Source organism: Chryseolinea serpens (assembly GCF_900129725.1).
GTDB classification, from domain to species: Bacteria; Bacteroidota; Bacteroidia; order Cytophagales; family Cyclobacteriaceae; genus Chryseolinea; species Chryseolinea serpens.
On the sequence record NZ_FQWQ01000002.1, the window covers coordinates 1,010,941 to 1,037,891 of the forward strand.

Annotated in this window: 22 protein-coding genes and 1 tRNA gene; 10 read left to right on the plus strand and 13 right to left on the minus strand. The window is 52.0% G+C overall.

Annotated features, from left to right (window positions below; genetic code table 11):
- Nucleotides 1–40: 40 nt before the first annotated feature.
- Both BUB30_RS18120 and BUB30_RS18125 read right to left on the minus strand, forming a co-directional pair.
- Nucleotides 41–1,867: an ABC transporter ATP-binding protein gene (locus BUB30_RS18120; RefSeq protein WP_073136627.1), complete on the minus strand. Its 1,827-nt coding sequence runs from the start codon at nucleotides 1,865–1,867 to the stop codon at nucleotides 41–43.
- 8 nt (nucleotides 1,868–1,875) lie between these two features.
- Nucleotides 1,876–3,567, minus strand: a complete 1,692-nt coding sequence (locus BUB30_RS18125) for a hypothetical protein (protein ID WP_073136629.1) — start codon at nucleotides 3,565–3,567, stop codon at nucleotides 1,876–1,878.
- Between the two features lie 208 nt (nucleotides 3,568–3,775).
- On the opposite strand from BUB30_RS18125, the gene BUB30_RS18130 reads away from it, so the two are divergent.
- The 6 genes from BUB30_RS18130 (at nucleotide 3,776) to BUB30_RS18155 (ending at nucleotide 9,227) form a co-directional block, all read left to right on the plus strand.
- A complete protein-coding gene (locus BUB30_RS18130) occupies nucleotides 3,776–4,024 on the plus strand; it encodes a type B 50S ribosomal protein L31 (RefSeq protein WP_073136631.1) in 249 nt (82 codons plus the stop codon).
- Nucleotides 4,025–4,157: 133 nt separating this feature from the next.
- The gene (locus BUB30_RS18135) at nucleotides 4,158–5,336 is read left to right on the plus strand and encodes a GlmU family protein (RefSeq protein ID WP_073136633.1); all 1,179 of its coding nucleotides are present in this window, start codon (nucleotides 4,158–4,160) and stop codon (nucleotides 5,334–5,336) included.
- A 1-nt stretch (nucleotide 5,337) separates the two neighbouring features.
- Entirely contained in the window at nucleotides 5,338–6,456 is a 1,119-nt protein-coding gene (locus BUB30_RS18140) for a DNA polymerase III subunit (protein WP_073136635.1), read from the plus strand.
- A gap of 3 nt (nucleotides 6,457–6,459) precedes the next feature.
- Nucleotides 6,460–7,389 carry a hydroxymethylbilane synthase gene (gene hemC, locus BUB30_RS18145; RefSeq protein WP_073136637.1) on the plus strand — a complete coding sequence of 310 codons (930 nt, stop codon included), beginning with the start codon at nucleotides 6,460–6,462 and terminating at the stop codon, nucleotides 7,387–7,389.
- 36 nt (nucleotides 7,390–7,425) lie between these two features.
- Nucleotides 7,426–8,286, plus strand: coding sequence for a peptidylprolyl isomerase (locus tag BUB30_RS18150; protein ID WP_073136639.1), 861 nt, complete (start codon nucleotides 7,426–7,428; stop codon nucleotides 8,284–8,286).
- Nucleotides 8,287–8,330: 44 nt separating this feature from the next.
- The gene (locus BUB30_RS18155) at nucleotides 8,331–9,227 is read left to right on the plus strand and encodes an SDR family oxidoreductase (protein ID WP_073136641.1); all 897 of its coding nucleotides are present in this window, start codon (nucleotides 8,331–8,333) and stop codon (nucleotides 9,225–9,227) included.
- A gap of 2 nt (nucleotides 9,228–9,229) precedes the next feature.
- Here the strand turns inward: BUB30_RS18155 and BUB30_RS18160 are convergent, their stop codons facing one another.
- The 6 genes from BUB30_RS18160 to BUB30_RS18185 all read right to left on the minus strand — a co-directional run bounded on the left by BUB30_RS18160 (nucleotide 9,230) and on the right by BUB30_RS18185 (nucleotide 18,708).
- Nucleotides 9,230–10,633: an APC family permease gene (locus tag BUB30_RS18160; protein ID WP_073136643.1), complete on the minus strand. Its 1,404-nt coding sequence runs from the start codon at nucleotides 10,631–10,633 to the stop codon at nucleotides 9,230–9,232.
- 134 nt (nucleotides 10,634–10,767) lie between these two features.
- Nucleotides 10,768–11,904 carry a sensor histidine kinase gene (locus BUB30_RS18165; protein ID WP_073136645.1) on the minus strand — a complete coding sequence of 379 codons (1,137 nt, stop codon included), beginning with the start codon at nucleotides 11,902–11,904 and terminating at the stop codon, nucleotides 10,768–10,770.
- Between the two features lie 52 nt (nucleotides 11,905–11,956).
- Nucleotides 11,957–12,379, minus strand: coding sequence for a response regulator (locus BUB30_RS18170; RefSeq protein WP_221408738.1), 423 nt, complete (start codon nucleotides 12,377–12,379; stop codon nucleotides 11,957–11,959).
- The gene (locus BUB30_RS18175; RefSeq protein ID WP_178377144.1) at nucleotides 12,357–14,105 is read right to left on the minus strand and encodes a sensor histidine kinase; all 1,749 of its coding nucleotides are present in this window, start codon (nucleotides 14,103–14,105) and stop codon (nucleotides 12,357–12,359) included. Before BUB30_RS18175 ends, BUB30_RS18170 begins: the two co-directional genes overlap by 23 nt.
- A 291-nt stretch (nucleotides 14,106–14,396) precedes the next feature.
- Nucleotides 14,397–16,061, minus strand: a complete 1,665-nt coding sequence (gene pafA, locus BUB30_RS18180) for an alkaline phosphatase PafA (RefSeq protein WP_073136651.1) — start codon at nucleotides 16,059–16,061, stop codon at nucleotides 14,397–14,399.
- Between the two features lie 67 nt (nucleotides 16,062–16,128).
- The gene (locus tag BUB30_RS18185; protein ID WP_073136653.1) at nucleotides 16,129–18,708 is read right to left on the minus strand and encodes an outer membrane protein assembly factor BamD; all 2,580 of its coding nucleotides are present in this window, start codon (nucleotides 18,706–18,708) and stop codon (nucleotides 16,129–16,131) included.
- A gap of 118 nt (nucleotides 18,709–18,826) precedes the next feature.
- Between BUB30_RS18185 and BUB30_RS18190 the strand changes: the two genes are divergently transcribed.
- Nucleotides 18,827–20,272: a hypothetical protein gene (locus BUB30_RS18190; protein WP_073136655.1), complete on the plus strand. Its 1,446-nt coding sequence runs from the start codon at nucleotides 18,827–18,829 to the stop codon at nucleotides 20,270–20,272.
- Nucleotides 20,273–20,338: 66 nt separating this feature from the next.
- Here the strand turns inward: BUB30_RS18190 and BUB30_RS18195 are convergent, their stop codons facing one another.
- From BUB30_RS18195 to BUB30_RS18215, 5 genes are all read right to left on the minus strand, one after another.
- Nucleotides 20,339–20,746, minus strand: a complete 408-nt coding sequence (locus BUB30_RS18195) for a response regulator (RefSeq protein WP_073136657.1) — start codon at nucleotides 20,744–20,746, stop codon at nucleotides 20,339–20,341.
- A gap of 60 nt (nucleotides 20,747–20,806) precedes the next feature.
- Complete coding sequence (amaB, locus tag BUB30_RS18200) at nucleotides 20,807–22,348, minus strand: L-piperidine-6-carboxylate dehydrogenase (protein ID WP_073136659.1); 1,542 nt, start codon at nucleotides 22,346–22,348, stop codon at nucleotides 20,807–20,809.
- A gap of 89 nt (nucleotides 22,349–22,437) precedes the next feature.
- Complete coding sequence (locus BUB30_RS18205; protein WP_073136661.1) at nucleotides 22,438–23,871, minus strand: S1C family serine protease; 1,434 nt, start codon at nucleotides 23,869–23,871, stop codon at nucleotides 22,438–22,440.
- Nucleotides 23,872–24,124: 253 nt separating this feature from the next.
- On the minus strand, nucleotides 24,125–24,562 hold the full coding sequence (locus tag BUB30_RS18210; protein ID WP_073136663.1) for an Hsp20/alpha crystallin family protein: 438 nt from the start codon (nucleotides 24,560–24,562) through the stop codon (nucleotides 24,125–24,127).
- Between the two features lie 340 nt (nucleotides 24,563–24,902).
- Nucleotides 24,903–24,976, minus strand: a tRNA-Asn gene (locus BUB30_RS18215).
- 168 nt (nucleotides 24,977–25,144) lie between these two features.
- On the opposite strand from BUB30_RS18215, the gene BUB30_RS18220 reads away from it, so the two are divergent.
- Genes BUB30_RS18220 through BUB30_RS18230 form a run of 3 tightly spaced genes read left to right on the plus strand, consistent with a single transcriptional unit; the run spans nucleotide 25,145 to nucleotide 26,946 of the window.
- Nucleotides 25,145–25,768: a hypothetical protein gene (locus tag BUB30_RS18220; protein WP_073136665.1), complete on the plus strand. Its 624-nt coding sequence runs from the start codon at nucleotides 25,145–25,147 to the stop codon at nucleotides 25,766–25,768.
- Complete coding sequence (locus tag BUB30_RS18225) at nucleotides 25,765–26,064, plus strand: winged helix-turn-helix domain-containing protein (RefSeq protein WP_073136667.1); 300 nt, start codon at nucleotides 25,765–25,767, stop codon at nucleotides 26,062–26,064. Before BUB30_RS18220 ends, BUB30_RS18225 begins: the two co-directional genes overlap by 4 nt.
- Before the next feature lie 42 nt (nucleotides 26,065–26,106).
- Entirely contained in the window at nucleotides 26,107–26,946 is an 840-nt protein-coding gene (locus tag BUB30_RS18230; RefSeq protein WP_073136669.1) for a hypothetical protein, read from the plus strand.
- Nucleotides 26,947–26,951: the final 5 nt, after the last annotated feature.

The following is a 26,951-nucleotide window of genomic DNA, read 5'->3' on the forward strand; positions in this document are numbered from 1 at the left end:
AAAACGCAATATCTCAACGGTTCAATCCGGGATGTGAGCACTAGTTCACTTTCTGTATCTCGATAAGTTTCTTGTAAAGTCCGTTACCCTGGATGAGCACGTCGTGCGGTCCCCGCTCCAGGATCTGTCCCTGTTGTATCACCACAATCTCGTCGGCATGCTGGATGGTGCTGAGGCGGTGGGCGATGACGATGGAGGTACGGTTCTTCATCAGGTTGGTGAGTGCATCCTGCACCAGGCGTTCCGACTCCGAGTCGAGCGCCGACGTGGCTTCGTCCAGGATCAGGATGGGCGGATTTTTGAGCACGGCGCGGGCAATGCTCAGGCGCTGCCGCTGTCCGCCGGAAAGTTTGGAGCCGCGTTCGCCGATCACGGTTTGATAGCCGTGCTCCGTTTGCGAAATGAACTCGTGGGCGTTGGCCACCTTGGCGGCATTGATCACATCTTCTTCCCGCGCGTCGTCCATGCCAAACGCGATGTTGTTGAAGATGGTGTCGTTGAAAAGAATGGACTCCTGCGTAACCACCCCGATCTGTTTACGAAGCGATTCCAATTCGTAGTCGCTTAGTGAGATCCCATCCAACAAAATATCCCCACTGGTAGGGTCATAAAAGCGTGGCACCAGGTCAGCCAGCGTCGATTTCCCCCCTCCCGATGAACCGACCAACGCGATGGTCTTTCCTTTGGCGATGGTGAGGTTTATATTTTTTAATACGGGTTCGCGATCATAGGCAAACGTCACATCGCGGAACACGATGTCACGCTCAAAAGACGAGAGCATTTGCGCGCCGGGCTTGTTCTTCACCGCGGGCTCTTCATCGATCAAGGCAAAAATTCTTTGGGCAGATACTGTTCCTTTTTGCAGCGACGTAATACCGTTGGAAAAATTCTTCGCGGGCTGAATGATGTTGGCAAAAATGCCAATGAACACTAAAAAACTACCAGCCTTAAGATTATACTCACCCGACAACACCAGGGAACCCCCAAAATAAAGAATGGCCGCAACGATCAACACGCCCAGGATCTCCGATACGGGTGAAGCCAATTCATTCTTCCGCGATATAGAGAGGTTCACCTTGCGGTGATGTGCCGTTTCTTTATCGATCTTTCGTAAGATAAAATTGCGCGCATTAAAAGCCAGCACCACGCGCATTCCCCCCAGCGTTTCATCCAAAATATTGACAATCCTGCCCAGCGACTCCTGGCTTTGGACAGCTTTGCGTTTTAAGCGCTTTACAATCTCTGCCAGCAGTCCGCCCATGACGGGCAGCAGCAGCAATGAAAAGAGTGTTAACTGTGGCGATATGGCAAAAAGGGCAACGAATGACAGAATAATCGTGATGGGTTCTTTCAAAACGAATTTGAGACTGTTCACCACCGAATTCTCCACCTCTGCCACGTCGTTTGTAAAACGTGATATCAGATCGCCTTTGCGCTGGTCATTGAAGTAACCGATGTGCAGCAGCGTAGCGTTTCTGAAAATGTGCATCCGCATGTTCCGCACCACGTCCACCTTAATGCGCGACGCGGCCATGCGTTCCATATAAACGAAAAGGTTCCCAAGAAACCGAGTCGTCACGATGGCAACGCAAACAAACAGAAGTGCCCGTGTGGGCCCCTCATCATGAACAATGTGCAGAAAATAATAATTGAACACACCCGTAGCATAGTCGATGGTGAGCGAGAATTCAGGCATAGCCGCCGCTGTGACTTTCTCTGTTGTGCCAAAGAGGGCATTCAACAGCGGAGCCATCAGCGCCACACTCACCAGGTTCAAGATGCTTCCGGGTATGGAGTAAAGAAAAAATTCAATCAGTCGCCGCACCAGGTGCGGCGCATAATGAAGTATGCGGAAATAAATTTTCATTTAACTGGTTAAAACTCGTAAAGTCGTTTCGGTATGTTCCATCGCAAAGCTAAGGAAGTTACGTTCGTATTGTTATTGTAGAACGCAACATCCGACTTACTTCTGCGCACCACCACCGAGGCATCGATAAATATATTGTGCCGCAGCATCCACGTCGCCGTGAAGGTGCCATAAACCAGATCGTTGGCGATGCCTTGCCCGATCTTGTTGCCATATTCCTGCTGGCGCGTGGAGTTGTTCTTCAACAAATCGCTACCCCAGTTCACCCCCGTGGTGTCGCGGCCGATCTTCGACACGATGAGCTTGCCCACCAGGTTCAACCGGCGCAGCGGCTGGTAGCGCAGGATGCCCACCACCTCGTTAAAGTTCGCCCCCAGCGGGTGTGCAATGGGCTGCCGGTAGCTGGTGTAGTTGGCATAGTTGGTGTTGTGCGAATAGGTATAGGGCCGCACAATGTTCACTTCCCCCTGCAGGTCAAGGTTAGGGACGCCAAACGCGTCAATATATTTTGCGCCACCCTGGATGGCAAACTTGTTGGCCCACCAGCCGTCGCCGGACTTGATGTGGTCCAGCACAAACTCATCCAGCACAAACTGGCCATAGAACGACAGCTTCCGAACCGCATTCCACTTGAAATCGAACCCCAGCAACACGTTGTCGCTGCTGCCGTTTTGTTGCTCGATGGCGCGATAGAAGATGATGGGGTTGAGATAGTCGAGTCGGAAATTAGCCGTGCCCAGCGAATCGTCGACACTAAACATGACCGACTCAAAAACGCCGATGTTCAGCTTCTTGCCAATGTTCAGGCTCAGGTGGTGCATCGCATTGAATTTGTTGGGATAGCCACCCTTCGCGGATTTGAGCCCGCTGAGCGACCCGTCCACATCGGCCGTCATTTGGTTTAGCAAAAACATGTAATTCAGTTTCCACACCTTCACCGTGCCTTTGAGGAACCAGGTGGGCGGCGAAAAGTCCGAATAAATGAGGGAGCGATAGCCGTTGCCGATAAAAATGCGGTCGTGACCAAATTCAATGTTGATGTGCTTGGTGGCTTCAAACGTGATATAGCCCCGCGCCTGGAGAAAATCCACGCCCTTGCCATTCTTATAGTCCTTCCAAAAGCCTTCGTGGGGAATAACCGGGTTTTGCGACATCTGGTCCCACACATAAGAAGGAAGCACCATTTGGTTGTCGGTGAGATAGGCATAGAAACCCACCTTTTTATCCACCATCCCCCGCACCTCGGCACCCCGGGTGTTGATGAACAACCGCTCGTCGCGACGTGAATCGCTGCCTGCGCCCAGGTATAACACGGGGTTCACGTGCAGGTCGAACGCCTCCTCGTCCACGTAAAACAAATCCGACTTCTTCTTGTAGAGACCCTTCAAAACGGGCTTGCGGCTGTTGCTGCTTTCGGCCCGGGAAAACTCCCAGCTGTCGTTTTGAAGATATTCGTAATTGAACGCATCGGCTTTGGAAACAAACTGGCCCTGCGCATGGAGGGTGTCGATAAAAGCCACAATGTCGGACCGCTTGTAGGGTTTCACGGCCGTGAAAATGCTGGGAAGGATTTTGCCGGCCTTCACTTCATAGCGGTCGATGCTGTGATAATAGTCTTCGTTGAGGGGGGCATAGCTGCTTTGGGCAAAAGCCGAGAACTGTAAACCGGTGAGAAATAGAGCCAGGAGCCTTATTTTCATGCTTTGGGGAAGTTAAGGGGGTAAAAATACAGGATTTGGGGCAAACGCGTTTGCGGGGCTTTTTTAAGGCGCCCTTAGCCTTGTTTGCCTGACATAAATCCTGGCCAGGTTCTCGTTTCTATGCCAAATTTTGTCCTCCCAAGTTTGCTTATCCGTTCTATCCCCGTATATTTGCAGTCCTTTTTAGAGGAAAAAACGCATAATTGATATGAAAAAAGGCATTCATCCGGAGTACAGAGAAGTTGTTTTCTGGGACACTTCCAGCGACACCAAATTCATAAGCCGCTCGACTTCCAATACCAAAGAAACCATCAAAATGGAAAATGGTAAGGAATATCCTGTGATCAAGGTCGAAGTGAGCTCGGCTTCTCATCCATTTTTCACCGGCAAAAAGCTGTTTGTCGACACCGCAGGCCGCGTGGAAAAATTCAAGAACAAGTATCAAAAGAAAGCTTAATACTTCTTTTTTTTCAAATGGGAGAGAAAAGCCTTTGGAGACAAAGGCTTTTTTTATTGTCTTTTTTTGGGAACGGGCATCATAAATAACCCAATACCCTTTATCATTAGCCATCTGCCACTATTTTTGGAACATGAATTTGATCCTCTTCGATGACCCCTCCATCCGCATAGAACTCCTCCCCTTCACCTTCACACGCCCCATCGGCGCCCTGCGCGTGGGCATCCTGACCATCGCTGAAAAATGGGAGAAATACCTGGGGACCACCGCTTCTTTCAAGACCGAACCCTACCTCCAAAAAAAATACCCCACCATTTCGACGCCCGACAACTTGCTGGTGAACGGCGCCCTTTGTCCGGACGATCTTCTGGCAGCCACCGTAAAATCGCTTCCGGAGGGCTATTTCCTCGTGAAAGGCCCCCTGCTGCTGGCCGCGCGGAATCCCGTGCAGGAAATGAACCAGCAGAATACCATCGAATACCGCGAAGCCCTCACGATCATCGACAAGCCCTGGAAAATCTTTCGCGAGAATGGGGCCCAGATCCGGGCGGACTTTAAAAAGATCACAGCCGGCAGAACGTCGGCAGGCATCTCCGACCGGCACACGATCGTGTATGGTGCAGAGAATATTTTTGTAGAAGAAGGCGTGTCCATTCGTGCGGCAACCCTGAATGCCGAAAACGGCCCCATCTACCTGGGCAAGAACACCCAACTCCACGAAGGCGCGCTCATTCGCGGGGCCTTTGCGCTGTGCGAGGGTTCCCAGATCAACATGGGCGCCAAGGTGCGGGGCGACGTAACGGTGGGTCCCTTTTCCAAAGTGGGCGGCGAGATCAGCAACTCGGTGATCATCGCCTACAGCAACAAGGCCCACGACGGGTTCCTCGGCAATTCCGTGGTCGGCGAGTGGTGCAACATTGGGGCGGACTCCAACACGTCGAACCTCAAGAACAACTACGATCTCATCAAACTGTGGCGGCATAAAGAACAAGACTATGTGCAGACCGAACTATATTTCTGCGGGTTGATGATGGGCGACCACAGCAAGTGTTCCATCAACACCATGTTCAACACGGCCACCGTGGTCGATGTGAGCGCCAGCGTGTTTGGCGAAGGCTTTCCCCCCAATTACGTTCCATCCTTTTCCTGGGGTGGCGCCGCGGGACTCACCACCTACCAGGTCGACAAAGCCCTGGAGACGGCCGCGCGCGTGGTGGGACGCCGTGACCAGGCGCTGAGCGACATCGACAAAGAGATTCTTCTTCATGTGTACAACGCCACGGCGCATAGCCGCACGTGGGAAAAAAAATGATATGCAGTTTTCATCCATCCCAGGCCTGCACGACGTAAAAACGATGCTCACCGCAGCGGCGAAGAGCAATCACATTGCCCACGCCCAGCTTTTTGTGGGTGGCGCCGGCGCACTGAACCTGCCCATGGCCTTGGCCTACGCCGCCTACCTGCACTGCGAAAACCGCGGCGACGACTCCTGCGGCGTGTGCCCAGCCTGCTCCAAGAACAGCAAGTTCATCCACCCCGACACGCATTTCGTTTTCCCCCTCAGCAACGTGAAGGGCGACAAAGACGAAGAGCGCTTCAAGGCCGACATCATGAAATCGTGGCGCGCCTTCCTGCTGGAGCAGCCTTACGGAAACCTGAACGACTGGACCAACTACTACGGGGGCGAAGACAAGCAGGCCCTCATCTCGCGCGAGGAAAGCCGCGAGATCATAAAAACCCTTTCGCTAAAGCCTTTTGAAAGTGCCAACAAAGTGATGATCATCTGGCAACCCGAGTTGATGCACCCTTCGGCAGCGAACGGCATTTTGAAGATCTTGGAAGAGCCCGCGCCACATACCTTCTTTATCCTGGTGACTAATGCCGCCGACAAATTGTTGCCCACCATCATTTCGCGCACGCAGATCGTCACTGTCCCGTTGCTGCAAGATGACGAGGTCGAATCGTATCTCACCACACATAACGTGGAAGCTGCCCGTGCGAAGAAGATCACCCCGCTGGCCGAGGGTGATCTGAACTATGCGCTGAAGCTTACCGAAAACGAAGAAGACGACAACACGAAGCAGTTCCGGGATTGGATGGGCCAGTGCTGGCAAAAAAGATATGGTCTATTGGTGGCCACGGCCGAGCAATTTCACGCCAAGGACAAATTGAGTCAAAAGAATTTACTGGCCTACAGCATGCTCGTGATGCGCGAAGCCCTCCTTTTCATCTCCGGCGCCACGGCGATGAACCGGTCGCGGGGCGAGGAACTTGAATTTATTGGCCGTTTCAGCAAGCAGATGACGGTGGAGAAAATAGAAAAATCGTTTACCTTGATCAACGACGCCAGTTATCACCTGGAGCGCAATGGAAGCGCCAAGATGATTTTCCTGGACCTTTCTTTAAAACTGGCAAAGATCATCAACCCGTAACCTATGAATAAAGTCATTCGCATTGGTACCCGCGGAAGCAAACTTGCCTTGTGGCAGGCCGAACATGTTGCCAGCCTGATCAAACCGTCGGGTTATCAAACCGAGATCGTGCCCATCGAAACCCGGGGTGACAAGATCCTGAACGTGTCCATCGCCAAGATCGGCAGCAAGGGCGTGTTCACGGAAGAGATCGAAGCCAAACTCCTGGACGGCTCCATCGATATTGCCGTACACAGCGCCAAAGACCTCGCCTCCGAAATTCCGGACGAGTTGGAGCTGGTGGCCTTCACCGAGCGGGAGCTGGCCAACGATGTGATCGTGAGCCACAAAAAGAACATCAACCTCGCATCAGACAAACTGCGGATCGGCACCTCGGCCACGCGGCGGGTAGCGTTCCTCAAACATTTTTATCCCCACCAGGAAGCGTTGACCATCCGTGGCAACCTGCAGACGCGTTTTGCTAAACTGGAAGCCGGCGACTACGACGCGTTGTTGCTCGCCTATGCCGGCGTTCACCGCATGGGCTTTGATCATTTGATCGTGGAGAAGATCGAGACCAGCTATTTTGTTCCCGCCGTCGGGCAGGGAAGCATTGCCGTGGAGTGTCACAAGAAATTGCCCTTCGACAAAAAAGATATCATCGAACGCTGGGTGAACCACCCGGAGACGGAAGATTGCATTCGCGCAGAGCGCTCGTTCCTGAAAACTTTGCAAGGCGGCTGCAGCATCCCGGCGTTTGGCTACGCCCACCACGAAGGGGGCATGATCACGTTGAAAGGAGGCATCATCTCCCTGGACGGGCAACGCATCATCAAAGCAAAACACTCTGCCTCTCCTGTGGACGTGAAAGCCCTGGGCGAACGTGTGGCCAACGAGGTGCTCATCAACGGTGGCGCCACGCTGCTGAGTGAGATAAAGAATCTTGTTGTCTAGCAGTTATCATTTTCCATTTACTTTTTTTAACGAGTTATGAAAAGAATTCCCATTCTTGTTACGCTTATTCTTTTAGTGATTGTTTCCGGTTGTGCCCAAAAGAAAGATTATGTGGTCACCATCAAGACGCGCTACGGAAATATGGTCGCCATCCTGTATGATGAAACGCCGCTCCACAAGGCCAACTTCATCAAGCTGGCAAAAGAACATTATTATGACAGCACGATGTTTCACCGGGTCATTCAAGGGTTCATGATCCAGGGAGGCGATCCGGATTCGAAAAAAGCTACACCCGGGCAGCGGCTGGGTCAGGGTGGGCCAGGATATACGGTCAATGCAGAGTTCAACCCAAAGTTCTTTCACGAACGGGGTGCATTGTCGGCGGCACGGCTTGCCGACGCTCAGAATCCGACCAAGGCTTCCAGCGGCAGCCAGTTCTATGTGGTGCAAGGCACGAAAATGACGGAAGGTGAATTGAGGACCGATTTCGAAAAGCTGAATAATGTGTTAGGACAATTCTTTCAGAATCCTGCCAACCAGGGTGCCTACGACTCGCTGGCCGAGGCGTTCCAAGCGCAGGACGTGAAATTGCTGCAGGCGCGGATGGTAGCATTGAGACCCCGTGTGGAGAAGGAGTTGAATGTAAATCTGAGCAAAGAAATCTCGCCGGAACGCTTGAAGGTCTACACTACGGTGGGCGGCACGCCGGCATTAGATGGAGGGTACACCGTGTTTGGCAAAGTCATCCAGGGACTGGATGTGCTGGACAAGATCGCTGCCGTGACAACAGAACAGGAGCGGCCGACGGAAGATATCCGGATGACGGTGACCGTGGAAGAATTGTCAGTAAAGAAGATTGAGAAATTGTATGGATATCATTATCCAGAGAAAAAATAAGTAGCAAGTCTCGAGACCATGTTTATAAAACTTCTGATCCTCTCATGAAAATTCTGGTTACCGGGGCGAATGGGTTGCTGGGCAGTAAGCTGATGTCGTTGCTCCAACGCGATACGTCAATAGAATTATATGCGACGGCCCGGCGGGCGTCGATCGTTCCTTTGCCCGCAGACCGGTTCTTCCTGGCTGAGTTGACCGACGCCAGCGCGGTCTTACAAATGGTAGCTGCCGTGCGGCCGGACGTGATCATTCACACGGCTGCGATGACCCAGGTTGATCAATGTGAGCAGGATAAGGATGGATGCTGGAAGGCCAATGTGGATGCCGTGGGCTACCTGTTGGTGGCCTGTGAAAAATACAACATCCATTTCATCCACCTCTCCACCGATTTTATTTTCGATGGCAGTCACGGCCCGTTGGACGAAACCGCTCAACCCAACCCGGTGAATTTTTACGGCGAAAGTAAGTTAGCCGCCGAGCGACTGGTGCAGGAAAGCAATGTGCCCTGGACCATCATCCGCACCGTGCTCGTCTACGGTATCACGCCCGACATGAGCCGCTCCAACATCATCGTTTGGGTAAAGAAAAATCTGGAGGAGGGCAAAACTCTCCAGGTGGTGAACGACCAATGGCGCACCCCCACGCTGGCAGAAGATCTGGCACAGGGCTGTTATCTCGCTGCCTTAAAGAAAGCTACGGGTATTTTTCATGTGTCCGGCAAAGACGGTCTCACACCCTACGAGATGGCCCTGCACACCGTCGACTTCTTTCAATTGGATGCTTCGCTGATCAAAGAGACCAATGCGAGTCAATTTACACAGCCCGCTCGCCGCCCGCAGCGCACCGGCTTCATCATCGACAAAGCGCGCACGATTTTGGGCTACGAGCCCCACTCCTTCCAGGAAGGATTGGCCGTGGTGGCGGGTCAGTTAAAAAGATAGGCTTATACTTTTTTCCGCTTCAGGGCGAAATAATAAAGCGGCACGCCGGTCAAGGCAATGATCAGCCCAGGCCAGGTGTAAAGCGGTTTGTAATAGATCAGCAGCGTGCAAAAGGTTGTGCCCATCAGGATGTAGATGAGGGGTAGCACGGGATAACCAAAAGCTTTGTAGGGTCTTGGCGCGTCGGGTTGTTTCTTTCGCAGAATGAAAATGCCGATGATGGTGAGCATATAAAACAAGACCACCACGAACGAGACCATATCGAGCAAGTCGCCATACTTTCCACTGAGACACCACAGCGAGGCGAGAATGCATTGCACCCACAACGCGCGTTGAGGAACGGCAAAGCGATTCAGCTCGCCAGCTTGCTTGAAGAAAACTCCATCTTTGGCCATCGTGTAGTATACGCGAGCTCCGGCCAGGATCAACCCATTGTTACAACCAAACGTCGACACCATGATCATGAGGGCGATGATGGTCGTGCCCTCGGCGCCAAAGATGGCGTGCGAGGCGGCCACCCCAACCCTATCCTTTTCCGCAAACGCGATGTCGTGCAGCGGCAATACGGCTGTATACATCAGGTTGGCACTCACATAAATGATGGTGACAATGAGCGTTCCGAGAAACAAGCTGAGCCCGATGTTGCGCTGGGGATTTTTCATTTCGCCGGCGATAAAGGTTACGTTGTTCCAGGCATCACTACTGAAGATCGAGCCCACCATTGCGGCGGCAATCGCGCCGATGGCGGCGATGGTCGTGTAGGCCTCAATGCTGTTATCGGCGTTGAGCTTGTGCAGGTCCCAGGCGTCGGCGCTCCAATTGGCTTCCCACACCGAGCCATTCATCATGAAAAATCCAAAAACGATAAGCCCGAAAAGGCTGAGCAACTTCGTCACGGTGAACGTAGTCTGGATGGCCTTGCCACCTTTCACACCACGGCTGTTGATGTAGGTCAGCAGCACGATGATGAAAATGGAAACCAGTTGCGCGGGTGAAATGCGAAGGAAGCCCAGGTCCAGTAAAACGATGTCTTCGCTTACGGCCGGAACTTTGTAGGCCATGAACTTTGAAAAGGCCACACCCACCGCGGCGATCGTCCCGGTTTGAATGACGGCAAAAAAACTCCATCCGTATAGAAAAGCGACAAGGGGATTGTAGGCTTCTTTCAAGTAAACGTATTGGCCGCCGGCCTTGGGGAACATGCCGCTCAGCTCACCATAGCTGACTGCCGCCGTGATGGTCATAAATCCGGTGATCAGCCAGACTGCCACCAGCCATCCCGACCCTCCCACATTGCGAAGAATGTCGGAGCTTACGATAAAAATTCCTGAACCGATCATTGAACCCGCCACCAGCATGGTGCCGTCCCATAAGCCCAGCACGGGCTTGAACTTTGTCTCACTCATTCAGCGATTCCATTACGAATAAGTTTTCAAGATATGGAAAATTCCGGGAAAAGAGGTGCCCGTCAAAGGCTCAAAAAAGCCCCGAAAACTCCCATTCGGGTCAGACAACACGACGCCGGCTATGCGCAATTGCGTTAGTCTAACTCGTCCGGTAAATGGATGTTGGGGATTTCAAATTTGAAGGAAGTGCCCTGGCCAAAGGTGGACTCCACGGCAATGGAGCCTCTTAATTTCTCCACGGTTTCTTTCACAATATACAATCCCAACCCCGCGCCCTCGCTTCGCTCGGTGGCCCGGAAGAACATATCGAATACCCGGGGAAGAAGATGTTCGGCGATGCCGATGCCGTTGTCGCGAAAATAAAAGGAAGCCTTGCGCTCGTCGACGGTGATGGCAAAGCGCACAAAAGATTCGTCCTTCTGCAGGTCGCGGTATTTGATGGCGTTGGAAAGCAGGTTGTTGAAGATAACGGACAGCCTGTAGCCATCGGAATACAAAGGCACCGTCTCGGTGATCTGGATCTCTTTGACGATCTGGTCAGATCCCTCCATATAGCGCAAGCGTTCGATGCTGTCGTTGACGATCTCGTGGAGGCTGACGCGTTTTATGTTGAGGTTGTTGCGGGCGTTGCGCGAATAGTCCAGGATCTCTTTCAGCGTTTCGTCAAGTTTTTGGATGCTGTGCTCCATCATGGTGAAGTAACGATCCAGCACATTTTCGTTATCCTGGTCGTTCATCTTCGCCAGGTTCAACAAGCCGAGTACCGACATGAGTGGGGCCCTCAGGTTGTGCGACACGCTGTAGACAAAGCTGTCGAGTTCTTTGTTGATCTTGACCAGCTCTTCATTTTGTTTTCGCAATTCGCTGTCGGATTTTTTACGTTCCCGTTCCAGCGCTTTTTGTTTTAGCGCGTTGATGATGGCGGTGGGCAGGCGGATGAGATTGGACTTCAACACGTAATCATCGGCGCCTTGTTTGAGACAGCTCACGGCGAATTCTTCGGAGACCGAGCCGGTCACCAGGATAAACGGGATCTGCACCCCGGCGCGCCGGCAAAGTTTGAGGGCGTCGAAGGAGTTGAACTGCGGCAGGCGGTGATCGGAAAGGATCACATCGGCTTCATACGTTCGCAGCGCCTCGACAAATTCCTGCCGGGTGTCGACGCGATTCGTTTCAAACAAAATGCCTTCCTTTTGCAGTACACGGGCTATCAATCCCACGTCATCTTCAACGTCCTCCAGCACAAGGATTCTCAACGGTTTCATGTCCATACTCACATCAGTTTAGGGTTCTCACTTCGCCATTTCCGGGCTCGCGTCAGGCTCACTTTGGCGACTGGTTCAGCAACAGCCAAAACAATCCGAGCTGTGCCACGGCTTCCATGAATTTGTCAAATTCCACGGGCTTCACCACATAGGCATTCACACCCAATTTATACGACTCGATAATGTCACGATCTTCCTTTGACGACGTGAGCACAATGACAGGGATGATCTTCCGCGCCTCGTCCATCTTGATCTTCCGCAACACCTCGATGCCATCCACTTTCGGCATCTTGAGGTCCAGCAAGATGATCTTGGGGATGTTCATGTCATTTTCAAACAAGAACTTCAAGGCCTCTTCCCCATCGTGAAGGTGAACGAGGTTGTTGGCCAGGTTGTGTTTTTTCAACACCCGAATGGTCAATTCCGCGTCATCCGGATTATCTTCTACTAAAAGGATTTCAACCGCCGATTTGTTTGTCATGACGTACATTATTTGTTTCTGAAGGTATATAAAAAGAAAAGGTTGCCCCTTTATTCAGTTCCGATTCCGCCCAAACCTTGCCACCGTGGCGGGAAATGATACGATGCACCAACGCCAGCCCTACTCCCGTTCCGTCAAACTCCTCGATCTTGTGAAGGCGCTGGAACACGCCAAAAAGTTTGCTGGCATACTTCATATCAAACCCTACACCATTGTCACGGATGGAGTAGACGACATGGCCATTTTCCTGGCGGCTATCGATGGTGATCTCCGTCAAAAGGTTTTTGCTGGTATATTTTAAAGCGTTCGAGATCAGGTTCGTCCATACCTGCCGCATCAAATTGTTGTCGGCCTCCACACTGGCCAGGGGGCGGATATCAAAACGGATGTCGCGACCTTTTTCGTGCTCCACTAACTCCCGCCGGATGCTGTCGACCATGGCGTCCACGTCGATGCGGTTGCTCGATAAATCCTTGCGGCCGACGCGGGAGAAGTCCAGCATATCGTCGATCAGTTTCCCCATGCGGCGCGCATTGCGCATGACCACGTCCATCAAACGGTTGGCCTCTTTGTCCATGCCCGGACCAAAATCTTCTTTCAGGATGCGGGCATAACCATCGATCGAACGCAACGGCGCCCGCAGATCGTGCGACACCGAATACGTGAAGGCCTCCATCTCGTTGTTGAGAAGCTTCACTTTTTCTTCTGCTTTTTTTCTTTCGGTAATATCAAACACCGTGGTTCGGCTCCGGATGAACTCGCCGTTCTCGTTTTTCATGGCCGCGGCGTTCACGATAACGGGAAATGTTTCGCCGTTTTTCCGGATCATATCAAACTCCACGTTGTTGACATATCCCTGTTCTTTGAATAACGGAAATGTATTTTGAAACACCCCCTGGCTTTGCGGCGTAAGCAATTCGGTAAAATGCTTCACGTTCACGATCTCGTCGCGCGTGTACCCCAGCCATTGCAATCCCGTGTGGTTCATTTCCGTGATCATGCCCTGGTGGTCCAGCGAATGATACCCACAGGGCGCATTGTTGTACAGATCGCGAACTTCGGCCGAAGCTTCCTGCAATGACTGCTCAGCCAACATCCGCTTGCGAAACGAAAAGTTGATGGCAAAGAAACCCAGGATCAGGAGGATGGCGGACGCGAATTGTAACAACATGAACGTGTTCATGGTTTTGGATTCACTTTCCCGGCTGGCTTCCGCGCGATGCTGGAGTAATATTTTTTCGCGGTCTTTCATCCGGGCGATCACGCCGGCCAGGAGATCACTCAGACGGGTATTCTCTTCGGAGGGGAGTAGCGTGCGCAACGCCGCCGGCGAGACCGTTCCCGCGGCAATCACTTTTTTGATGATCCCCACTTTCTGGCGCCCCAACAGCCGTATACTGTCCAGACCCGAAAGCTGTGCCGGGTTGTCGCCTATCATTTTTGCTAGCATGCTGGCGTGGTGGGCAGCCGTTAGCAATTCGTTTCTATAGATGGAATGAAAGGCCGTGTCGCCGGTGAGGGCGAATTCGTGCAGCTCTTTTTCGAGCCGCAGCGCCGTAGAGTTAAGTTGTTCAATGTGGTACAACACTTCATTAGTGTGGGCAACCAGCATCGTGGTAACCCGCGACTCTCTGTCATAACGATAGGTATACACTCCCAACAGGGCCAGGATGGCAAACGCAACGATAAAACCGACTAGTATTCTCCTTTCGAAATATACTCTCATGCACTTCCAGATGGTTATAACCATTCACCGATGCCTAACGACATTCAGCTATTATTTCGGAATACACTACAAAATCGTGTATCCTTACCTGACTTAATTTAAGACGAAGTGCGATGGTCAGGAATTCCTCAGCACTTCATGGGATGGGCTCCGTAAAATTAAATATACGATGTAGAATTGAACACCGGATTGCCGCTCAAAAGATTTTTTTAGAATGGTTTTTTCAAGGGTAAGCGGTGAATGCATGCATTCAGCATCCATCCTAATCCAATACACCCGGTTCCGGGGGGCTTACTCGAAGATTTCCACCACCGGTTGACCCGTGGCACCGCTGGGGAATTTTATTTTCAACAAGGCCGAAATCGTCGGCGCAATATCGGTTATGGGATGATAGCGCATCGACGATCCTTTTTTGATGCCATAGCCATAAAACAAAACCGGAACATGCGTATCATACTTGTAAGGTGACCCGTGCGTTGTTCCCACCACCGCGGCGGACTCCAGCCAGGCGGGTTCCAGCGAAATAAGAATATCACCGGAGCGCTTCGGATGAAAACCCCGGATGTACAATCCCCGGAGACCACCTTCATCATAGGCGGCCTGACGCAGTATGGATTCCGTGTAGTAGTTGGCCACGCCGTCGACCGTCATCAAATATTTTCCGATCAACTCGGTAACGATCAACATGTCGATGCCCGACGTTTTCGGATCGCGTTGAAACGCCTGCTGGTTGAGAAAAATTTGTTGGTTGCTGATGTTCTCGATGAACTCGCGACCGGGATAGTAGGTGCCCAAAAATTCGTTGAGCTTTGCTTTCAGATACTCTTCGTTAAAATAACCCGCGGGCATTTTGCTGTCTTTCATATACTGCGGCACATCGGCCACCGCATGATCGGCCGTGAGAAACACCGTGTAGTTTCCGGCACCGGCTTGCTGATCGAGATGTTTCAGCAAATCTTCCAGGTCGCGATCCAGGCGGAGATAAATGTCTTCGAGTTCCACGGCATTGGGGCCCATCATGTGACCGATCACGTCGGGGGTGGAGAAAGAAATGCAGAGGAAATCCGTGTCGTCGTGCTTGCCCATCTGTTCATTGGTGAGCGTGGCCTTGGCCATCTCCGTGAGATAGTCATTGGCAAATGGCGTGGCCGGCAGCAATTCAAAGTTGTTGTTCTTGCCGCGCAGTTGACTGAGCGCATAGGGAAACACCGGACGATCCTTACCGGCAAGCTTGCGTTCATACGGACTGTTGTCCGGACCGCTTTCGGTATATTGTTCTATCGGAAGAAGCGTTTTCCATTCCTGGTTCAGGTATTGATTGGGAAGATTTTGCGCATTGAACTTGACCAACCAGTCCGGGAGCTTGGTCATGTAGTAGGTGCTGGTTATAAATTTTCCAGAGAGCGCATCATACCAGTAGGCGGCATCGGCCATGTGTCCCGCAGGCAACGCGGCACCACGATCTTTGAAAGATATACCGATCACCTTGGATCGTTTTTGCGTGAACAATTTCAACTCGTCCGTCACCGTGGAAGACAGCAACCGCCAAGGGGAAACATCGCCGTTACCGGCATCATTGCCAACCGGTTTTTGGCGTGGATCCAATACGCAGTTCACATACTGTTTGGCCTGCTTATCATAAAAGTCATTTCCAATGATACCGTGTATCGCGGGCGTAGAGCCGGTATAGACAGAAGCGTGTCCGGGGCCTGTAACCGTTGGCGCATAATTGTAGTGCGCATTGCGCAGCATAAAGCCGTCGTTCATCAGGCGCTTGAATCCTCCGTCGCCGAACTTGGAATAAAATCGGTAAAGATACTCTTGCCGCATCTGGTCCACCACGATACCCACCACCAGTTTAGGCCGGTCGGGTGCCGCAGATTGCGCGCTTACCGTCGCCGATAGCAGGGTGGCAAAGAAGATGAGCAATATTCCGGAGATGTGACGCACTTGCATAATCCTGTGTTTGGCCGCAAGTTACGGATTAGGGTGAATTGAAAATGAATTCTTGCTGAACGGTATGTTAATTATCTGGACAATAGATCCGGTCGTAGTCGTCCTGCTCATAGACCTCTTTCCGGAGCATTTTACCCATGGCGGTGTAATAGATCACCACAAAAATAGAGGCCTCTTCTACGTGTTTTTCCGTAAAATAAAGGGGCTCCCCGGGAGATCCCACATTGATGATATCACTGAACGTCATCGGGATCACGGTGCCCTTCCGGCTGTTGATCACCCCATAGTGGCGGTCGCGCTGCACGATGGCGAGCTTTTCGCCGGGGCGATCCTGGATCAATTTATAGGTACTGACCTTGTCCAGCAGCACCTGCTTGCCCGCGATCTCATAGACCATCCATTGCCCGCCCTTCTTCACAAAAGCTGCCGTGTCGTTCCAGTAGCGCACTTCCGAAAACTCGATGGCATCGAGGGGTTTGCCATCCCAGGCCACAAATCCGTAGGCTCCGTTTTTATAGGCCACCACCACTTTGTCGTTATACGGCACCAGGTTTTTGCTGTAACCGGGGGCGATCAGCTTCTTGCGCCGACAATCGAACAACCCAAACTTCGTGGCTTTGAGCAGCGACACCACCCCATGGCTCACCGAGCCAATGGCATCATACTCCGTCGGCAACACGGGCTTGCCATCGCTGCTCAACAATCCTTTTTTCTCCCGTTTGTGCACCACAAAAAAACCTTCACCGGCATATTGGATTTTTTCGAGCGGCGTGGTGAAAAGCTTTTGACCTGCACGGTTATAGATCGTTTTTTTATCGCCCTGCTCTACCATCAAAAAGCTGGAAGAGTCCTGTCCCGGAACAAACTCGGTGCGCAAGGGTTGGGGCAATGTGATGTAACGGCGGGGCGAAAAATAAATTCGAAGACTGTCTTTTTTCATGCCCAGGGCAAAGGGTCCGGCGAAGGTCACCGAGTCAAATGCCGGGCTTTGGTGGGTCATTGTAGCAGGGGCAAACAACCGCCAAGCCATCCCGTCGTGTACGGCCGTCCAGGGGTCCTGCACGATCACCCGGCGAAAGGTGGGCGAGGTCTCGCCGGTAGCGTTAACGGTACGGGTACCGGATTCGTTTGTGATGGTGGCGCCAAAGTAGGCCGGTGTCAAGGTCTGTCTGGCAGGTCGTATATAATTATGGAGCGATTGGTCCACGACCCCCGGCCCCTCCGTGGTGACGACGGCAATCTTGTCGCCGGGCCAGGGTTTCACCTCCTGGTATTCGCTTCCGTTAACCGGCTGCTGCTGCTCAGCACAGGCGGCGATGTGGTCTATCGTCACCAGCGTAAAGGCCGATTGTTTCTTCAGGACGATCACATCTTTCAGGGCGTGGATCTCATCCCATGCATTGGGCATCAGCTGCCGACCTGTCAACGTCCACGTTGACCACCCGTTGTCTTTCTTCAGGGCCAGTAACTTTCCATTGAGAATTTTCGCATCGTCCATGCAGCCGTCGCCCACGGCAAAACCGGTTTTATGGATCACCGTGGCGCAACCTTCCTTTTCCATCAACAAAAAGCCCGCACCGATGTCGTCTACAGAAAGCGCGGGTTCGTTGGCGATGATCGCGCCATTCAGCGCCACCACGTTGTGCGGAAGCACCAGCACGTCGTCGGTCACGTTGCCACAACGGTAGTCGTTGGCCAGCTCGTCCATTCCTGCCGGGATGATCTCGTGGCCATCCTTGTCCATGAATCCGAACTGACCGGCATGCAAAAACGGCACCAGGTAGTTATGCTCCAGGTCGATCACGGCCCGGAGGGAGTCGCCTTTGAATTTTCCCTCGCGTTGTTCCTCGGGCAACAGATGAAAAAGTATGTTCCGGGCCCTTCCGGCATAAGCGCTTTGGGGGTAACTACGGAGAAAGTTTTCATAGCTTTCGATCGATCCGGCGGCCGTACTCAATTGAAAAATATTTTGTTCGGCCTCCCTCCGATGGGGCGTGTCGGGATGATCTTTCAGAAAGATTTCATAGCTGGCCAGCCGTTGGTCTCGCGTGGCACTTTCGAAGAACAACCGGTCATACCGGGTGCGGGCCTCGCGAGCCCGGGCCGACTGGGGATACCGGTCGAGATAGGCGGCAAATGCCGGGTGCGTATTCTGCAAAAGTGCATCCTGGTAGGCCACTTCATCGCGAAGGCCGGAGGCTTCTTCGCGCTGCTGGGCCGTGGTGAAATGAGCAATGAATTCCACATAGGCCTGTTCGGTATGGACGGTCCTGGCCCGCGCGAAGGCGGCGCTGTCGATCTGCTGTCGCAGCCGGATGAGGACAAGGCTGTCCAGGGGAAAACGTTTCAATCGTTCCCGTTGCTTGGCGGTAGTCTTCTGAAAATCAACGAGTGAGTGCTGGACATACCGGTAGGCCGAGTCGAGTTGGTGGGCGGGGTTGGCCGGGGTGAAAAAGTACTCCGCCATCACGTAGGCTGCGGTCGTGTTGAGACTGTCTTTGGTCATCGCCTTCCGCAGCTGTCCGTAAGCTTTATCCCACTTTTGCTTTCGGAGATTGCTCTTCGCCTGGTCCACGCCCTGTGCCACAACCCCGGCGGTGATGAGAAGCGCTGTGACGCATGGTAAAAATTTGTAGATCGACCGCATTACCTTTGGGTGGATGTAAAACTACAAACTTCACAATAAGATTTAGCCTTAACTATGGCTAAGCCTGTTGGATGATGTAATAAATTTTGTAAATTTTCAGATTGTTAACAGCGTACACATGGCAAAGCTTAAGAACATTATAAAGCAACTTTCGGAAAAAGATTTCAAGGCTATCTACGACTCGCTGATCGAGAGCAACGCCGAGAAATCCGCTTATCTGCTCCGTTCCCTGCGGGAACGCCAGCTTTCGGACAATAAGATCATGACCGAACTGGACGTCAACGCCAACGCTTACTACACCCTCCGGTCGCGCCTCAACCTCAAGATCGAGGAGTACCTGATGGGTCAATTGGAGAGCCCCCGCACCGATGTACTGCGCAAAGTGGCCAACATCAATGAGGTACTTTTTACCAAAAAGAAAGCAATTTCCGTGGCCACCCTCAAGAAGCTGGAGAAGGAGCTGCTGGACTACGACCTGGCCAACGAGCTGACCATCATCTACAAATCGCTCAAGAAGCTCAATATCAACTCCCCGGACTATTTCCAATATTCGCAACTCTACAACCGCCACGTGGCCTACATGCTGGCCGTGGACAAGGCCGAGGACCTGCTGGCCGACTATTTCAAAAAATACGGCGACTACCTCCTCAACGGCGGCGAAGTGGAGAAACTCGGTCTCGGCCTGCTCATGAAGGAGATGCTGAATGTTGCCAAACTCTATGAATCACACCGCCTCTACGTATACCAAAGCTGTATGTACATCTTTCACCGTCTGTTCGTGGAAGTGGACGACAACATGCAGCAAGACGGCGAGTCGATCGAAGACATCTTCGACAAGGTGCAAAAGATCTTCGAAAGCTATCACCTCGACTCGATCTACTATCACATGAACCTGGTGTTCGAGTTCCTGAAGCTGGAGTACTACAACCATTACAAAGTATACCGCCAGGCCGAAAAATATTTCGAGGAAGTGAACGACGCCTGCGCAAATTTGCTGGTGAACTACTCCACCTTCACCTTCCCCACGCAGTTCCTCATCTCCAAGATCGAACGCCACCTGCGCAACGGCACGGAAGCCGAATTGTATGCCGAAAACGAAAGCATCTTTTTGGACTATGAAGTCGACATGATGGACGTGCCCAAGCACATCGTGTATATTATCTATCGCGCCATCTCCTGCTACTACAGTGGGAAATTTGAAGAGGCTGCCAAGCTCATCAACGGCCTGCTGAACGACGTGAGCCTGAAAAAGTATCCCTATGCCCAGTTGGAAATAAAATCATTGCTGGCCCTGCAATACACGCTGCTGCGCGACTTCGAATTGTTCAACCAACTTTCCAATAGCATCCAACGGCAGATCCGCCTGTCGGGGAAAGACAACTGCGAGAACATCCAGCTCTTCCTGAAGATCCTGAAGATCGCTACCAGCGAAGCCAAGAAAGAAAAGGCTAAAAAGATCCAGAGCGTTATCCCACGCCTGTCCGGCATGAAAATGGAGTACTTTGCCCCTACCATGCTCATTAAACTGGATGAGAAATTTGTCGATCTGCTAACAGACTTTTAGCAGCGTCCTGATCTGAAAGAACAGATCAGGAGTTTCAAATCACGAGATCACGTTTCGATTGTCGGATCAGACTTCCAGCTTCACAATGCTTTCGTGCGAAAGCGGTTTGTTGAGGTAAAGTCTCACGTTCTCGTATTTCTTCGAGCGGTTGAAATCCTGGGGATTGATGGAAGACGTGAGCATCACGATCTTGCATTTTTTCTTGGCGATGTTGGTGAGCTTTTCGAATTCGTCCAGGAATTGAAAGCCATCCATCAACGGCATGTCGATGTCGAGGAAGATCACATCCGGCAATACCTGATCAGCCACATCCAGCTTCTCCATGTTCTTCAAAAATTCGATCGCGCTTTTTGCGCCGGTGTGCGTGTAGATGTTGTCGGTAACGGCAGCCGCTTCGATCATCTTCTGGTTGATAAGGTTGTCAATTTCATTGTCGTCAATGAGCATGACAGTTCTGTACTTTCTTGCGGCCATAGTTAAATTTTGGTATGAATGCTGTATAAAAATAAGCCTTTGATCCTTATTTGCAAATCTCTAAATATCAAATTTTATCCCTTGCGCCAACGGCAGGTTGTCGCCGAAGTTGATGGTGTTTGTCTGGCGCCGCATATATGCCTTCCAAGCATCCGAACCCGACTCGCGTCCACCTCCCGTCTCCTTCTCGCCGCCAAACGCACCGCCAATCTCCGCACCCGACGTGCCGATGTTCACATTCGCAATGCCGCAGTCCGATCCGGCCGCCGACAAGAAACGCTCCATCTCTTGCATGTTAGTGGTCATGATCGATGATGAAAGGCCCTGCTTCACACCGTTTTGTTTTTGTATCGCTTCGGCCAGGCTGTTATAGCGGATCAGGTACAGGATGGGCGCAAACGTCTCGTGCTGAACAATCTCGTATTCATTCTCCACCACGGCCACGGCCGGTTTCACATAGCACTCCGATTCATACCCTTTCCCTTGCAACACGCCACCCTTTACAACAAATTCACCGCCGGCTTGTTTCACTTTCCGCAGGGCATCCTGGTACAGCTTCACCGCCGTCTTGTCGATGAGCGGCCCTACATGATTTCCGGTATCCAACGGGTTGCCGATGTTCAGGTGCGCGTAGGCATTTTTCAACCGGTCCTTCACTTCGTCAAAAATGCTGTCGTGAATGATGAGCCTTCGGGTGGTCGTACAACGCTGGCCTGCCGTGCCCACGGCGCCAAACAGCGCGCCGCGAATGGCCATGTCCAGGTTGGCGTGCTCGGTGATGATGATGGCATTGTTGCCCCCCAACTCCAGCAACGCGCGCCCCAACCGCTCGCTCACCGTCCGCGCCACGGCCTTGCCCATGCGCGTGGATCCCGTGGCCGACACCAGCGGTATGCGCTCATCCTGGGCCATCAACTGACCGATCGTCGCATCGCCGTTCACCAGGCAGGATACGCCTTCCGGAACGCCGTTCTTCTCAAAAACTCGCGCCGTGATCAATTGACAGGCAATGCTGCACAAAGGCGTCTTTTCAGACGGCTTCCACACGCAAACATCCCCGCATACCCAGGCCAGCATGGAATTCCATGACCACACCGCTACCGGAAAATTGAAGGCTGAAATAATACCGACCGTGCCGATGGGGTGCCACTGCTCGTACATGCGGTGGTTGGGACGCTCCGAATGCATGGTGAGGCCATGCAACTGGCGGGAAAGACCCACGGCAAAATCACAAATGTCGATCATCTCCTGGACCTCGCCGAGCCCTTCCTGAAGGGACTTGCCCATCTCGTAGGAAACCAGCTTGCCCAACGGCTCTTTATATTTTCGCAAAGCCACACCCACCTGGCGCACCACCTCGCCGCGCTTTGGCGCGGGCCACGTACGCCAGACCTGGAAGGCTTCCTCCGATTGCTTAACTACTTTGTCAAAAGTCTTCTCGTCTCCGCCATGAACCGAGCCGATCAGCTTCCCATCCGCCGGCGAGTAAGAATCGATGAGGCCGCCGGTGGAGCGGTACCATTTCGAGCCTGTGGAAACACCGGGATTGCTTTTCTTGAGGCCCAACTCGGCCAACGCTTCTTTTATACCAAAGTTTTTCATGCGAAAGAGATCGTTTAAAGGCCCTGCGAAAGGGCCCAAAGTCCAAAAGTGCGTAAAGCTAAGAAAATGTTAGGACGTTATAGCGCTGCTCACCAGTCTACGCCGTAGGTGCCCTTTTGGCCTCCCGGGTAGAAGCCCTCGATGAGAATACCGCCCCGTTTGAAATCGAGGATGCGGTTGAGGTCCTCCACGTTGTCGACAGGTATTTTGTCGATGTAGGCGATGACAAAACCTTTTTTGATGCCCGTATCTTTCCATTTATCGGTGGCGACGGAGATAACGCGTACGCCACCCTCCAACTGCAGGGCTGCCAATTCTTTATAGGGAACGTCCTCGATCTGAACACCGCTGAGGTCGAACTTCACTTCTTTTTTCTTCACCGTTTCGTTGCCCTCGTTGTTGCGCAGGCGGGCCTTCACTTCGCGGCGGTCGCCCTCGCGCAAAAAAGCTACCTTGATCTCCTTACCCGGACGGTTGCGGGCAACCCATTCCTGCAATTCAGAGACTGAGTTCACCGAGTGGTCGTCGATGCCCACAATAACATCCCCGTTAGACAAACCGGATTGCTCGGCGGCGCTGCCCACGTTCACGCGGTTGATCAGTACGCCCTGGTTCACTTTCAGATGAAGGTCTTCAGCAATGGAGGCGTTCACGTCGGTGATCTGAATGCCCAGCAACCCACGCTGCACTTGTCCGAATTCCAGCAGATCGTCCATTACTTTTTTCACAAGGCTCACGGGGATGGCAAACGAATATCCCTGGTAACTTCCAGACGATGTGGCAATGGCCGAGTTGATGCCGATGAGCTCGCCCTGCAAATTCACCAATGCACCACCACTGTTGCCGGGATTGACAGCAGCGTCGGTCTGGATAAAAGCTTCGACTTGCAAATTGTTGCGGTCTCTCAGGATGCCGATGTTGCGGGCCTTCGCACTCACAATGCCGGCCGTCACGGTAGAGTTGAGATCAAACGGATTGCCCACCGCCAACACCCACTCGCCGGGGGTGATGCGGTCGGAGTCGCCATATTTCAAAAAGGGCAAATGACTGGCATGGATCTTCAGCAACGCCAGGTCTGTCGTGGGATCGGTGCCCACAAGCTTTGCATAGAAGCGTTGATTGTTGTTCATCACCACCTCGATGTTATTGGCATCTTCCACCACGTGATTGTTGGTCACGATATAGCCGTCGTCCGAAATGATCACGCCCGAACCCGACGACCGCGCGGGAGCATCCATATAAAATTCCAAAGGATTGACACTGAAATCGCCGGGACCATACGAGGTCCGGATGTGCACGACGCCGGACGTAACTTGTTTGGCGGTGCTGAGAAAATCCATTCCTTCCGGAACTTTGTAGGACGTGTCCGGCGCATAGGCGGCCAGCACCGATTGTTGGCGGTCGGCGATGGACGGATAGGCCGGTCCGGCAAGGTTGAAAAATTTTAGCGTGAAGATGGAGCCGAGGACGCCCCCGATACACGCCGTCAACATGACGATTAGGATGAGAATAGATCGCTTCATACCGGGCCCTTTTTTCTGTCTCTGAAATCTGCTGTGGAGAGTGTAAGAAAGTTAACGTTTCTTTTTCAAAAACGACGTGAACGTCCATCCTTACCCAAAGATTTTCTTTGAGCTGAATTTTTCCCCTGTTAATCACTCAACCCAGGTTACCGGCGGTACGTGTGCGCCCCTGCAAGAACGGGTACAACTGTCCGGAAATAAAAAAAGGCGCTCCTTGCGGAGCGCCTAACCACCTAACCTAAACCCTTTACCCTTAGTTAACCTTGATGGTTGTCTTTACGGCTTTTTTCTCATCCTTGGGGATAGAGATCTCGAGGATGCCGTTGTTATATTTTGCTTCGATCTTTGCCGCGTCGATGTTTTCAGGCAAAGCGAACGAGCGGCGGAAATTACCATACTGGGTTTCTACCACGTGAACGTTTGCTTCTTTTCTCTCCTTGGAAAATTTGCGCTCTCCGCTGATGGTCAAATAATTCTCGTTCAAGTCGATCTTGAAGTCTTCCTTGGCAAGACCGGGAACGGCTACCTGTACCTCGTAGGTCTTATCGTTTTCCACGATGTCTACTTTCGGCACGAAAGAATAAGAAGAGCCACCACTGCGGGCCACAGAATCGCCGAAGAAACGGTCGATCAAATTGCTGAATGATGTCGGGGTGTAATCATTAGCGGTGCTATAGCGTACGATACTCATAGGATTGTTATTTTTTTGTTTGACATTCTTTTTTGAATCACTGAGTGGGTATTAGGGAAAAGTGTGCCGGAGCGATTTTTCACGATTTTTAATGTCATTATGTCTATTTTAGGTGCATTTTGACCTAAAAAACAAGTCATAATGACATAAATTATCCTTAATGCGTGCTTAAAAGGCGGAAATGAAAGCGCCGGGAGAGACGCGGATGGAGGCTTGAAGATTTCAGCGGAGAAAGAAGGGAGAAAGGGGGCTCGTTAAACGATCAATAGGCATACCGTTGCAAGAATCGGAAGTCCATAAAAAAAGCCACCTGCTGTTTGCGCGGGTGGCTGACCTTTTGCTCCTCCTCTTGGACTTGAACCAAGGACCCTCTGATTAACAGTCAGATGCTCTAACCAGCTGAGCTAAGGAGGAATGCTTAAAAAGGAGTGCAATATTAAGGACTTGTGTGGGAAACTTCCAACCCCGGTGTGAAAATATTTTGCCAGGGTTTCACGCAAAGCAGAAATACTTGTTCAGGAGCGTGCGAAACCTTGCAGAAGTGGTTCCGTTCATTAACTTTGTAACTCAAAGTACTTTTAGATGAAAGAGATTCAGGAATACGAAAAAGACATCGCCTCCATCCGCGACATGATGGAACGATCGGCCAAATTCATCTCCCTCACCGGCCTTTCCGGTGTTTTAGCCGGTCTATATGCGCTGGCGGGGGCCACAGCGGCCTATTTCACCGTACATTACCCGATTTCGCCCCTCAAATTCCGCATCTACTCCGTCCGCGAGCCCGACACCCTGCTGAGGCTGATCCTCATTGCGACCCTGGTGATCATCGCCTCCCTGACCACCGGTCTTTTCCTGAGCGCTAAAAAAGCAAAAAAACAAGGTGTCAAGCTCTGGTCGGCCGCCAGCCAGCGGATGTTGATCAATGTGTCGGTCCCGCTCGTTTCGGGCGGCATTTTTATACTCATCATGCTGGCCACCGACCACTTCGGATTGGCCGCCCCGGCCAGCCTCATCTTCTATGGCCTGGCCCTCATCCAGGGCAGCGCCAACACCTTCGATGAGATCCGTTACCTGGGCTATTCCCAGATCATCCTCGGCCTCGTTTCGGCGATGCTCCCGGGATATGGATTAATTTTCTGGTCGCTGGGCTTCGGGGTGCTGCACATCGTGTATGGCGCCATCATGCATAACAAGTACGACAAGTGAAGAACCCTTTCGAAAATCTGGATAAGGCTTTAGAACACCGCGTCCGCCTGCAGATCATGTCGGTGCTGGTCACGCACGACGGCTTTGAATTCAATGCCCTGAAAGAAGTGCTCAACATCACCGACGGCAACCTGGCATCGCACATCAAGGCCTTGGAGCGCGAAAAATATCTGACCGTGTCCAAATCCTTTGTCGAAAAAAAGCCCAACACAAAATATAAGATCACCGAACGAGGGCGAACCGCTTTCAAAAAACACCTCGATGCCCTGGAGGCCGTGGTGAAACAACAGAAATAAATTTTTTTAGGTAGTTACTTTGAATTTGAAAGTACTTTTAAAATGACAAAGAAATTTAACACCCGTCTGAATGCCCTGAAGGCTTTGCTGTTTTGGAGCATCCGGCTCCTGGCCATACACTTCTTGTTGCTGTGGATAAAGTTTACGGATCAACTGGAGAAGCTGAAAGATCATGGCGCTGCGATCGCTTCCCGGTTTATCGGCAGGATAAAAAGTAAACTCCCCAGTGCCAGCGTCGTCGCGATAAAAGCGCTGCTGATGTGGATGAAATTCACCGGCATGCTGCGGGGATTGAAGACCTACCTGTCATCTATCTTCACCCGGTTTCTGTTCAGGATAAAAAGCAAACTCCCCAGCGCCAGCGTCGTCGCGATAAGAGCGCTGTTGGTGTGGATAAAATTCACCGGCATACTGCGGGGATTGAAGACCTATCTGTCATCCATCTTCCCCCGGCTTCTTGCGCGACTCAAGCGCATTTCTCTCCGTGATTTTTTTAAAAGCTTCCTCTCCCGATACTTTTTGTATCTGGTACTCATCAACGCCGTTCCGTTGCTTGCGCTGGCTTGGATCTACTTTGGCACCCTGGTCGTTCCGGCCAGCGTTCATTCGACACATTCTTCCTCGTGGTGGATCATTTTTCAGTGGGTCGTGATCGTTTTGTCGGCCGTGCACGGTGTGTTCTCAATTGTGCTCTTGAGGATGAGAAGAATTACACAGGGCTACATCCTTTCTCTGTTCGTCACCTGTTCGCCTTTCCTGTATGCCTATGTCGGCTATGCGCGGCAGGTGAATGGTTTTAGTGTTTCCGGTACGCTGAATGCGTTCATTCCTTTTCTGATTGCCTATTCTAAAATCATCCTCGGCATGATTGTCCTGAAATAAAACGT